This is a genomic window from Pseudomonas sp. AC136 (assembly GCF_979258585.1).
Genome location: NZ_OZ409865.1, coordinates 3,227,245 through 3,239,578 on the forward strand (window position 1 = coordinate 3,227,245; position 12,334 = coordinate 3,239,578).

Consider the following 12,334-nt stretch of genomic DNA (forward strand, 5'->3'; position numbering starts at 1 on the left):
CAACGGAGTTATCCGCTGTCTTTGCACGTAAACATTGTGCCGATAGTATTGCCGCGCCATTACAGGGACGATTTCATGGCCACCTTAGTTGCCCGCCTTAACCAACTTCTCGCCGTCCGCTCAATTCGCTTGAGTGCACTGCTGGCGTTGGCTATTGCCATGTTGGCGACGCTCGGCTGGCAAACTAGCCAATTTATTCGCGGCGTGAACACGCAAGCGCCATTTGCCAGCACGGAAAATAGTGAGGCAACTAACGAAAGCGCTCCGGTAAAACCCGGAAGTTCGCTGTTAAGTTTATTTGGCGCTAAAAACGCAGACGCCGATTTAACCGCGCAAACACTTGAAAAACTTCCGGAAAGTAATCTTAACCTGCAAGTCTCGGCGATCTTTTTTATGGCCCGCGCTGAGCAAAGTTCGGTGATTCTGGAAGACGGCGACCGCACGTTAATGCTTAAACGCGGCGAGGAAGCCCGGCCCGGCATTGTTGTGCAGAACATCGAAAGCCATCGCATCACCTTGAAACGTAACGGAAAACTCGAACAAATCAGTTTCAAGGGTTACGGCGAGATGCCGGGCGCAGCGCCAGCGACAACGTCTGAACCGGCGGCCTCGCAAGTCAGCGCGGCACTGCCCGATATACAACCCGATAACACCGACATGGTTGCTCAGGCGCCCGTGGAAATACCCCCTGCACCACCTGCCGCCGTAGAGCAGAACTCACCCACTGCCTATCAACAATATATCCAGCGCAAACTCGCGCAAGCCAAGTAGTAGAGTGCCCAACGTGTCGATCCGAGCCGTTCTGAAACTGCTGTTGCTCGTCTGTGTATGCGCCAGCCCATTTGCCTGGGCAGAGGAAGCCGCGCCAGAACCTGGCAACGAAGTGCGGATTAATATGCAGGACACCAATATCCGCTCGTTTATTGAGTGGATTGCCAAAGCCACAGGCAAAAACTTCATTATTGATCCGCGGGTTACCGGCAAAGTTACGGTCATTTCCAATGAAGCCATGGCGCCCGAAGAGGCATACCGCGTCTTTCTTTCGGTGCTGCAAGTGCATGGTTTTTCGGCGATTGAATCGGCCGACGCGGTGAAGGTGATTCCCGACGCCAACGCCAAACAGACCGGCGTGCCCTTGGTAGACGACAACGACCTCAACGACGACCAGCTCGTGGTTCGGGTCATTCGTACCGAGCACGTGCCCGCCACGCAACTGGTCAACATTCTTCGGCCAATGGTGCCGCAGGTCGGTCACTTGGCCGCCTACCCCGACAGCAACGCGCTGATCATTTCCGACCGTGCTTCAAACATTAACCAGCTGCTCAAGCTGGTGGCAGAAATAGACCGTGCCGGTCAGTTCGAGATCGACGTCATTCCGCTGAAGTTCGCCAACGCCAAAGAATTGTCGGCCATGCTCGGCACGCTGGTGCCGCAGACGGCTGGGCAGGAAGGCGCGTCGAAAATGAGCGTGTCGGTGGATGAACGCACCAACAGCATTCTGATTTCTGGCGACCCGAGCAAACGCCAGCAACTGCGCTCCGTGCTGGCGAACCTCGACCGCCCTGGCAACATCATCCGCGACACCCAAGTCATGTACCTGCACTATCTGAAGGCGTCTGAGCTCGCACAGATTCTGCAAAACGTCGCCACCAGCCTGCAGAAGCAAGACAAAGACGTAGGCATCAGCACTGCCGACATATCGATTCAAGCCAACGACACCACCAACGCCCTGATCATCAGCGCGCCGCCGGCAATCATGAAGACCATCGAAGGCGTGGTGAAACGCCTGGATATCCGTCGCGCCCAGGTGCTGGTCGAAGCGGTGATCGTTGAGGTGTCGGATAACAAGGTCAACGAACTCGGCGTGCAGTGGAAAACCTCGGAAGCGGCGCTTGGCGGCGACGGCCTGTTCGGCGGCTTCAAGTCGTCGCTCAAGGGCAACACCATCGACAGTTTTCCGACCAACCCGATCAAGCTCGACGCCGGCCTCAGCTTGGGCTTTTACAGCAACGGCTCGCTGCAAGCGCTGGTGCGTGCGCTGTCGACAGACGATTCGATGAATATTCTGTCGACGCCCAACCTGGTCACCCTGGACAACGAAGAAGGCAAAATCGTCGTTGGCCAGAACGTACCCTTCGTGACCGGCAGTTCCACCAGTGCCTCGAACCCCTCGACCAACCCGTTCCAGACCATCGAGCGTCAGGACGTGGGTATCACGCTGAAGATCAAGCCGCAGATCAACGAAGGCGATTCGGTGACGCTTAACGTTTACCAAGAAATTTCCAGCGTCACCAACGACACCAGCGCCGCCGACATCGTGACCAACAAGCGCTCCATCGAAACCCGCGTGTTGATCAAAGACAACATGACGCTGGTGCTTGGCGGACTGATCTCGGACGAGGTTCGTGACTCCGGCGACAAGGTGCCGTTCCTGTCGAAAATTCCTTTGATCGGCCGCCTGTTCCGCAGCGACCGCAAGGAAGTGGCGAAGAAAAACCTGATGGTGTTTATCAAGCCCACCATCATCAACGACTTCGACCATGCCAACGAGCTGACCGAGGGTAAGTACAACTTTATCCGCGAACGTCAGCTGCGCTATGCCGACGAAGAAATCCCCAAGGGCGTACCCACCTTGCCAGAGCGGGTTAACAGCATCGAGAAAGAGCTGAAGGTGTCGCCACCTGAATTGCCTGTGATTACTCAGTAATCGGCCTGGCTGGATAGGTGTTTCCAGGGATCCCCTTTAGCCGCAGCTCTACCGCGCCCGCGTCAAACACTTCCGATACCGCTCATCCACCCGCTTGGCAAACCAGGCAGTGGTGAGCTTGCGGGTGATTTTCGGGCTTTTGAGGGTAATGCCCGGCAGCACCGCGCGGGCTACCGGCTTACCAGCGCGTCTGTCGGCGAGGGCGAACAGGTCGGCATAGAGGTCGGTGTCTTCGAAAGCGAGGCTGTCGCCTTTTTCCAGCGCGCGGCGGATGGCGGTGTCGCTGATGCCCAGTTGTTTGCCGAGCGTGCGCACGGCTTTTTCGGTGGAGCTGGGCAACAGCGAGCCGGCCACCAGCAGGTCGCCATCGAGTTCCAGCTCAATGCCGGTCAGTTGGCTGACGGCGCGCTGAAAAGCGGCGTTGCGGCTGGCGTACCAACCGGCGTTGAAGTCGGCGAAGCGGTACAGCGGCTCGGGATAGTTGGCCGGGTAGCCGAGCAAATGGGCGATGCCGAAGTACATGCCGCCGCGCCGGGTGAACACTTCCTGGCGCAGCGTGCCGGTGTGGGAATAGGGGTAGCCGCGCGCGTGTTCTTCGGCAAAGGCGATGCTGACCTGCATCGGCCCGCCGGTGTGCACGGGGTTGAAGGTGCCAAACAGTTGGGCGCCCAGAGGCACCATGTCGATGAAGTCGTCAAAGATGGCGCTGAGCTGGCGTTCGCTGCGGGCGCCGGCCAGACGTTCGCTGTAGCTCTTGCCGGTGGGTGATTTCAGTTGCAGCGCGGCGCTGACGACGAAGCCTGGTATATGCAGCCGCGAGGCGCGTCGGTCGATTTCCTGGCGAGCGATTTTGCCCAGCCCCGGCACGGGCGGGTCCGCCTGATAGGTGGACTCCTGCTCGGTTACCGCCAGCACCGAGCACAGGTTGCTGTTGTTGGCGTCCAGCTTCTGCGTGGTGAACGCCACCTGAATGTCCGTCGCCCAACCCTGCCGGTCGTTCACCGTGGCGGGCATCAGCTTTACTACCTTGGCTTGTATTTCGCTGGGGCTGGGTTGCGGCGGTTGCACGGAGCGCGAGCCGCAGCCAGTAAGGGCGAGCACGGCCAGCAGCAGAAGCCAGTTGGCAAACGGCGGAAAACGGGACATGAAGGAAGCCTTAGCGGTGGGTCGGTTAAGTAATAGGCAGCGCCGCAGTGAAGACAAGTACCGCGCTGAGCGGTTCGCTCATTTCGCAGTGCGCAGCACATACACCGGAGAACGTTCGTCGGTTTGGCCGACGGGAATTCGGGTTGCACCTTTCGTCAAACGCCGCAAAAACGATCCGTTTTGTAGCAGTGAAAACGCCGTAATGCCTCGGCTGCACCGCGCGAGTGCATAAAGGTAACGCCTCGCTACACGGCGTGGGCAAAGGCCTACACGGCTTTAAGAGAAAAAGGTTGCGCCTGGTTGCACCTTTGACTTCCAGCGGGTTTAATCCACGCTGAATTTTTGCACACCGCGCCGCCTGACCGAGCGCTTCGGTTGCCTCTCTCTGGCACGCACTTTTAGGAAAAAACCAATGGCCACCACCACCCTTGGCGTAAAACTTGATGACGCCACCCGCGAGCGTCTCAAGCTGGCAGCACAGTCGATCGACCGCACGCCGCACTGGCTGATCAAGCAGGCGATCTTCAATTACCTGGAGCAGGTAGAAGGCGGTCTGACGCCGCCCGAGCTGTCCGGTGTCGCTGCCGCCCTGGGTGAAGAGCCGCTGGAGGCACTGACTGAGCAAGGCTTGCAGTGCTTCCTGGATTTCGCCGAAAGCATCCTGCCGCAATCGGTACTGCGCGCCGCCATCACCTCGGCCTATCGCCGCCCTGAGCCCGAAGCGCTGGCCATGCTGCTGGAGCAGGCGCGCTTGCCGAAGGAGCAGGCCGAAGCCACCAACAAGCTGGCCATGGGCATCGCGGAAAAGCTGCGTAACCAGAAGAGCGCGGGCGGTCGTCAGGGGCTGGTGCAGGGTCTGCTGCAAGAGTTTTCGCTGTCGTCGCAAGAAGGTGTGGCGCTGATGTGCCTGGCCGAAGCGCTGCTGCGCATTCCGGACAAAGCCACCCGTGACGCGCTGATCCGCGACAAGATCAGCAACGGCAATTGGAGTCAGCACCTGGGCAACAGCCCGTCGATGTTCGTCAACGCCGCTTCGTGGGGCCTTCTGATCACCGGCAAGCTGGTGGCCACGCACAACGAAGCCGGCCTCGCTACGTCGCTGAATCGCCTGATCGGCAAAGGCGGCGAGCCGCTGATTCGCAAGGGCGTAGACATGTCCATGCGCCTAATGGGTGAGCAGTTCGTGACCGGCGAAACCATCGCCGAAGCACTGGCCAACGCCACCAACATGGAAAGCAAAGGCTTCCGTTATTCCTACGACATGCTCGGTGAAGCAGCGCTCACCGATGCCGATGCCAAGCGCTATCTGGCCTCGTACGAGCAAGCGATTCACGCCATCGGCAAGGCCTCCCACGGCCGTGGCATTTATGAAGGTCCGGGCATTTCCATCAAGCTCTCGGCGCTGCATCCACGCTATAGCCGCGCGCAGTACGAGCGGGTGATGGATGAGCTGTATCCGATTCTGTTGAGCCTCACGCAACTGGCCAAGCAGTACGACATTGGCCTGAATATCGACGCCGAAGAAGCCGACCGCCTGGAACTGTCGCTCGACCTGCTCGAGCGCTTGTGTTTCGACCCGAGCCTGGCCGGCTGGAACGGCATTGGCTTTGTGATTCAGGCGTACCAGAAGCGCTGCCCGTACGTGATCGATTACGTCATCGACCTGGCCAAGCGCAGCCGCCACCGCCTGATGATTCGTTTGGTGAAAGGCGCTTACTGGGACAGCGAAATCAAGCGCGCGCAGGTCGACGGTCTGGAAGGCTATCCGGTGTACACCCGCAAGCCGTACACCGACGTTTCCTACATTGCCTGCGCGCGCAAATTGCTCGCGGTGCCGGAGGCGATTTATCCGCAGTTCGCCACTCACAACGCCCATTCGCTGTCGGCCATCTACACCATTGCCGGGCAGAATTATTACCCCGGCCAGTACGAGTTCCAGTGCCTGCACGGCATGGGCGAGCCGCTGTATGAGCAGGTTGTGGGCAAGGTGGCCGATGGCAAGCTGAACCGACCGTGCCGCATTTACGCACCGGTGGGCAGCCATGAAACCTTGCTGGCGTATCTGGTTCGCCGCCTGCTGGAAAACGGCGCGAACACCTCGTTTGTAAACCGTATTGCCGACCACAGCATCTCCATTAAAGAGCTGGTGCTCGACCCGGTGGTGCAGATCGAGCAAATGGCCGCTGCCGAAGGTGGCCTGGGCCTGCCGCATCCGCGCATTGCCCTGCCGCGCGCCCTGTATGGCGAAGCACGCCTGAATTCCGAAGGCATCGACCTGGCCAACGAACATCGCCTGGGCTCGTTGTCCTCGGCACTGCTGAGCAGCACCAACAACCGTTATGTGGCGCTGCCGATGCTCGGTTGCGACACCCCGGCGCCCAGCGAAGCCGAGGCGGTGAAAAACCCGTCCGACCATCGAGACACCGTGGGCCACGTCAGCGAAGCCAGCGAAGCCGACATCAAGAGCGCCATCCTTTGTGCGGTGTCCAGCGGGCAGATCTGGCAAGCCACCACGCCTGACGAACGCGCCGCTGTGCTGGAGCGCGCCGCCGACCAGATGGAAGCCGAGATGCAGCAGCTGATGGGCTTGCTGGTTCGCGAGGCCGGTAAGACCTTCGCCAACGCCATCGCCGAAGTGCGTGAAGCGGTGGATTTCCTGCGCTACTACGCCGCCCAGGCGCGCGACTTTTTCAGCAATGACAGCCACCGCCCGCTGGGTCCGGTGGTGTGCATCAGCCCGTGGAACTTCCCACTGGCTATTTTCTCCGGGCAGGTGGCTGCGGCGCTGGCTGCCGGCAACACCGTGCTGGCCAAACCGGCCGAACAAACCCCGCTGATCGCCGCGCAAGCCGTGCGCATTCTGCTCGAAGCCGGCGTGCCAGGCGGTGCCGTGCAGTTGCTGCCAGGCCGGGGTGAAACCGTGGGCGCACGCCTGATTGCCGACGAGCGCGTACGTGGCGTGATGTTCACTGGCTCTACCGAAGTGGCGGGCATCATCCAGCGCAACATCGCCGGGCGCCTCGATGCCCAGGGCCGCACCATTCCGCTGATCGCCGAAACCGGCGGCCTGAACACCATGATTGTCGACTCTTCCGCGCTCACCGAGCAGGTGGTGGTCGATGTGGTCAGCTCCGCGTTCGACAGCGCCGGTCAGCGCTGCTCGGCACTGCGTGTGCTGTGCGTACAGGAAGACGTGGCCGACCGCGTGATCGACATGCTCAAAGGCGCCATGGCCGAGTACGCCTTGGGCAACCCGGAGCGCCTGAGCACCGACGTTGGCCCGGTAATCGATGCCGAAGCCAAGACCGGCATCGAAGCGCATATCGAGACAATGCGTGAGAAGGGCCGCAAGGTGTTCCAGGCCGCCCGCGCCAAGGGTGATGAGATCAAACGCGGCACCTTTGTGATGCCGACGCTGATCGAGCTGGACAGCTTCAGCGAGCTTCAACGGGAAATCTTCGGCCCGGTGCTGCACGTGGTTCGCTACCAGCGCGCCAACCTCGCCAGCTTGCTTGAACAGATCAACGCCAGCGGTTATGGCCTGACCCTGGGCGTGCACACGCGCATCGACGAGACCATCGCCCAGGTGGTGAACACCGCCAAGGTCGGCAACCTGTATGTGAACCGCAATATCGTCGGCGCCGTGGTGGGCGTGCAGCCGTTCGGCGGTGAAGGCCTGTCGGGCACCGGCCCGAAAGCCGGCGGCCCGCTGTACATGTACCGCCTGCTCTCCACCCGCCCGCAAGATGCGGTGGCCAAGCAACTCGGCCAGGCTGCCAGCGCACCACAGCGCCCGGCCGAGCAGAGCAAAGCCGCCCAAGTGTTTGGCGAATGGCTGGCGCAAAAAGAGCCGAGCCTGGTCGCCCTGCACCAGCAATACAGCGAGCTGGCGCAAAGCGGCAGCGTGCACGTGTTGCCTGGCCCGACCGGTGAGCGCAACACCTACAGCTTGCTGCCACGCGAACACGTGCTGTGCCTGGCAGAAGACAGCACCGATTTGCTGGTACAACTGGCCGCCGCGCTCGCCGTGGGCAGTCAGGTGATCTGGCAGGAGCAGCCGCTGAGCAAAGAGCTGTACAACGGCTTGCCCAAAGAGGTGCAGAAACGCATCCGTCTGGTCAGCGACTGGAGCACCAGCGACGCCAGCTTCGACGCCATCCTGCACCATGGCGACTCCGACCAGCTGCGCGCCGTATGCGAAGCGGCAGCGCAGCGCAAAGGCGCCATCGTCGGCGTGCACGGCTTGAATAAAGGCGAGACGGATATTCCGCTGGAACGCCTGCTGATCGAGCACGCGCTGAGCATCAACACCGCAGCGGCCGGCGGCAACGCGTCGTTGATGACCATTGGTTAAGTGAAAAAGTGGGTGGCGCTGAAAGGAAGGCGAAAGCTGCTTTCAGCACACTCCCTGTTTGAACCCCGCGGCCTTCGGGCCGCACCCAGGCCTTTGCTCTAAGGGCCTGACCCTGACTGAAGCGGCGCTCACCGAGCCGTCGCCAACGTCACGCGCGGCGCATCCATTTGCGAGGGCTACCCGCCCAGCGACGCGCGCTTTCCCTACAGCACTTCGGTGCCCTGCGCCGGCTTATCCAGCCGGTGCGGGAATTTAGGTTTCCCTGCCCTATTCGATCTCGAACAAGCCGTTACTGATCGGCCCCACCGTGAGCCGCTGGCGAATGTCTTCGTCGATACGCGGGTCATCCGGGCGATACAGCATCACCTGGCGATAGGCGCTCACGCGGTTTATCTCTTCGCCCAGGTATTCCCACACAACCCTGGTGCAGGCTGGCGTTCGGCGGTCGCCGCTGGACACGCCGGTTTTCAAACCGTTGAGCCGAGTGATGCGGCTTTTGTAGCTGGGAATCAGGATGGTCTGGCTCATTTCATTGAGCGTCAGCGACTCGTAGTCGATGAGAAACACGCGGTCTTGCAGGTGAAACGCGGCGCCCAAATAACGGCAGCGCACCCAATCTTCAGCCTGCACATTGGCGCTGGCCGAGCGCTCTTGGCGCTCCTGGCGCTCGAACAGAAACGTGCCGCGCTCCTCGCGCAGATGCACCAGCGACAGCAGGATCGAGCCCGGCACCGACATGCAGTTGGAGTATTCGAAGTAGTAACCGCAATAGCGCGACAGGCTGGTGGCGTGCTCGCGCAGCGGTTGCAGCAGGTTGGCCAACGGATCGTTGACCGGCGTGTTGTGGCTGTCGGCCAGGCGGGCGCCGACCAGACGAGCAAATTGCTCCGGCGGCAGGCTCAGTTCGTACTCTTCAACGCCGAAGAAATCGCCGATGCGTTTGCGGTTGTAGCTCGTCGGCTGGCTTTGCCCGCTGAGGTACTTGTTGAACTGCGCGCGGTTAATCGACAGCAGCCGGCAAACCTCGGCAATAGAGCGGTAGTGGCTGCACAGCAGTTTCAGATTGGTGCCCAAATTGTCCGACACAACGCGGCCCTCCGGTGATGCGAGCGGCGCGATTGTAGCATCAACTCGCGCCACATCGAGTCGACCCGCGAAATTGCCTCCACGCCAAGCCGTGGCCAACCATGCGCGACACGTTTTTTGCTGCCCGCAATATCCAGAAACGTGTGCCTGTTTCGCTGCACCTTTTTCCACTGCGCAGGGTTGCTCACAACCCGCCGCTGCATTCGAACAATAAGAGTCGAGGAAACCTCCCATGCTTGAAATGCTCAATGACTTCCTGTCCGGCAAGCTGCTGATCGTACTGATCGTCGGCCTGGGCAGTTACTTCACCATTCGCTCGCGCTTCGTTCAGTTCCGCCATTTCGGCCACATGTTCAGCGTGTTCAAGCAGTCGTTGCGCAGCAGCGGCGGTCAACTCAGCTCGTTCCAAGCTTTGATGCTCAGCCTTGCTGGCCGTGTGGGCGCGGGCAACATCGCCGGTGTCGGCATTGCCGTGACCCTTGGCGGCCCCGGCGCGGTGTTCTGGATGTGGGTGACCGCACTGGTCGGCATGTCCAGCAGCTTCTTCGAATGCTCCCTGGCGCAGCTCTACAAGCGTTCGGACGGTGACGGCCTGTATCGCGGCGGCCCGGCTTACTACATTCAACACGGCCTCAAGCTGCGCTGGATGGCCATGGTGTTTGCCGTGTTGCTGCTGGTGACCTACGGCTTCGCCTTCAACGGCCTGCAATCGTTCACCGTGACCCACTCGCTGCAAAACGCCTTCGGCTTCCCGGTGCAGTACACCGGCATCGGCCTGGCGGTGTTGCTGGGTCTGGTGTTCATCGGCGGTATCAAGCGCATCGCCTCGGTGTCCGACCTGCTGGTGCCGGTGAAAACCCTCGCCTACATCGGCGTGACCTTGTACGTGATCTTCACCCAGATCGACCTGGTGCCCGGCATGTTGGTCACCATCGTGAAAAGCGCCTTCGGCCTCGAACCTGCGTTCGCCGGCCTGCTGGGCAGCGCGATCGTGATGGGCGTGAAACGCGGCGTGTTCGCCAACGAAGCCGGCCTGGGCAGTGCGCCCAACGTGGCGGCAGTTGCCAGCGTTGAACACCCGGTTGCGCAAGGCGTGGTTCAGGCGTTCAGCGTGTTCCTCGACACCTTCGTAATCTGCACCTGCACCGCCCTGCTAATTCTGCTCTCCGGTTTCTACACCCCTGGGTTCGAAGGCGACGGCATTGTGCTGACCCAGAACTCGCTGGCCGCCGTGGTCGGTGATTGGGGCCGCATTTTTGTCAGCGTGGCGCTGAGCCTGTTCGTATTCACCTGCATCCTCTACAACTACTACCTCGGCGAGAACGCGCTGCAATTCCTGCTCGGCAAAAGCCGTGTGGCCTTGCTGACCTATCGCGGTCTGGTACTGGCGCTTATCTGCTGGGGCTCGATGCAGAACCTCACCACCGTATTCGCCTTTGCCGACATCACCATGACCTGCCTGGCCTTCGTCAACCTGATCGCCCTGGCGATGTTGATCAAAGTCGGCCTGCGGGTAATGCGCGACTACGACGAACAGCGCAAAGCCGGCGTCGCCACGCCGGTGTTCGATGCACGCAAGTTCGCTGATCTGGATCTGGACCGCGACGCCTGGCCGACCACCCCTCAGGCCGCTGCCAGCAGCGCCGCCGTTGACGGTCACCTGGCTGCCAGCCACCGCTAATTTGCTGTAACTGTTTGACGCAATGCCGCGCCCGCGGATGCTGGCGCGGCATTCTTGTCTCTGGGCTCAGCGCGGTATGCTGCGACCGACTTATCGCGGCTAAAGCCGCTCCTACAAAGTGTGCGTAGCGTAGGAGCGGCGTTAGCCGCGATGCTTTTCCAATAACAACAAAGGAATCCGGCATGAAGCTTTTCGTGCTCTATACCGGCGGCACCATCGGCATGCTGCAAACCGCTCAAGGGCTGGCTCCGGCCGGTGGCTTCGAGGCGCGAATGAGCGAACACCTGCGCACCCTGTCGCCGCGCGTAGACATCGACTGGCAGTTCCACGAACTGCTGCCGCTGTTGGACAGCGCCAACATGAGCCAGGCCAATTGGCTGGCGATGCGCGATGTGATCGTCGACGCCGTCAGCGGTGGCGGGTTCGATGGCGTGCTGGTGCTGCACGGCACGGACACCCTCGCCTATAGCGCCGCCGCATTGAGCTTCCTGCTGCTGGGCCTGAGCGTGCCGGTGGTGCTCACCGGCTCCATGTTGCCGGCCGGTGCCGAGGGCAGCGATGCCTGGGGCAATCTGCTCGGCGCCATGCAGGCGCTGCAGGCCGGCGCCGAGCCGGGCGTGCACCTGTACTTCAACGGCAAGCTGATGCACGGCGCGCGGGTGAGCAAACTGCGCAGCGAGGCGTTCGACGCCTTCACCGAGCAGCCCCGCCACCGCGTCGGCGAGCGGGCCGGGGCGCTTCCGGCTTTGTTGGCGTACGACGTGAAGCGTCAGCCGGTGAATGTCGCCGTGCTGCCGCTGTATCCCGGCGTACTCGCCAGCCATGCCGAAGCCCTGCTCGCCACCGGCGCGCAAGCGTTGTTGCTCGAATGTTACGGCGTCGGCACCGGGCCTTCGGACAATGCCGAACTGCTCGCGGTGCTGAAGGCTGCGCATGAGCGTGGCGTGGTGCTGGCGGCGATCAGTCAGTGTCCGCAGGGGCATGTCGAATTTGGCGTGTATGCGGCGGGGAGCGCACTGGTGAGTACCGGATTGATATCGGCCGGCGGCATGACGCGGGAGGCGGCGTTGGGCAAGTTGTTTGGCTTGCTGGGGGCGGGGTTGGGCCAAGGGGATGTGGAGCAGTGGTTTGGGTTGGATTTGTGTGGGGAGCGGGTTTCTTAAACTGCTACACCGACATCGCTCCAACGCCGTCATCCGCCCCTCCACCGTCATTCCCGCGAAGGCGGGAATCCAGAATTGTGCAGGAGAGCGGCGATGCCTGAACAATCACCGCCCTGGATTCCCGCCTCCGCGGGAATGACGGAGTAAAACCCCAAAAGGCTGGATTCCGAATCGTCGGACGTCTGCTCTCGCGAGAA

The 12,334-nt window shown here is 61.4% G+C and carries 7 protein-coding genes; 5 read left to right on the forward strand and 2 right to left on the reverse strand.

Annotated features, from left to right (window positions below; all coding sequences use genetic code 11):
* Positions 1-75: 75 nt before the first annotated feature.
* Complete coding sequence (locus tag ACZZZU_RS14265; RefSeq protein ID WP_463550977.1) at positions 76-771, forward strand: type II secretion system protein N; 696 nt, start codon at positions 76-78, stop codon at positions 769-771.
* A 13-nt stretch (positions 772-784) separates the two neighbouring features.
* Positions 785-2,707 (forward strand): type II secretion system secretin GspD, encoded by a 1,923-nt coding sequence (gspD, locus tag ACZZZU_RS14270; protein ID WP_463384265.1) that lies wholly within the window; start codon positions 785-787, stop codon positions 2,705-2,707.
* 48 nt (positions 2,708-2,755) lie between these two features.
* Here the strand turns inward: gspD and ACZZZU_RS14275 are convergent, their stop codons facing one another.
* Positions 2,756-3,853, reverse strand: a complete 1,098-nt coding sequence (locus tag ACZZZU_RS14275) for a DUF1615 domain-containing protein (RefSeq protein WP_463384266.1) — start codon at positions 3,851-3,853, stop codon at positions 2,756-2,758.
* Positions 3,854-4,265: 412 nt separating this feature from the next.
* On the opposite strand from ACZZZU_RS14275, the gene putA reads away from it, so the two are divergent.
* On the forward strand, positions 4,266-8,207 hold the full coding sequence (putA, locus tag ACZZZU_RS14280; RefSeq protein WP_463550978.1) for a trifunctional transcriptional regulator/proline dehydrogenase/L-glutamate gamma-semialdehyde dehydrogenase: 3,942 nt from the start codon (positions 4,266-4,268) through the stop codon (positions 8,205-8,207).
* 267 nt (positions 8,208-8,474) lie between these two features.
* Here the strand turns inward: putA and ACZZZU_RS14285 are convergent, their stop codons facing one another.
* Positions 8,475-9,293: an XRE family transcriptional regulator gene (locus tag ACZZZU_RS14285; RefSeq protein ID WP_463550979.1), complete on the reverse strand. Its 819-nt coding sequence runs from the start codon at positions 9,291-9,293 to the stop codon at positions 8,475-8,477.
* A 232-nt stretch (positions 9,294-9,525) separates the two neighbouring features.
* Between ACZZZU_RS14285 and ACZZZU_RS14290 the strand changes: the two genes are divergently transcribed.
* Together ACZZZU_RS14290 and ACZZZU_RS14295 are read left to right on the forward strand one after the other, a co-directional pair.
* The gene (locus ACZZZU_RS14290) at positions 9,526-10,974 is read left to right on the forward strand and encodes an alanine/glycine:cation symporter family protein (RefSeq protein WP_122492208.1); all 1,449 of its coding nucleotides are present in this window, start codon (positions 9,526-9,528) and stop codon (positions 10,972-10,974) included.
* 182 nt (positions 10,975-11,156) lie between these two features.
* Complete coding sequence (locus ACZZZU_RS14295; RefSeq protein ID WP_463550980.1) at positions 11,157-12,137, forward strand: asparaginase; 981 nt, start codon at positions 11,157-11,159, stop codon at positions 12,135-12,137.
* Positions 12,138-12,334: the final 197 nt, after the last annotated feature.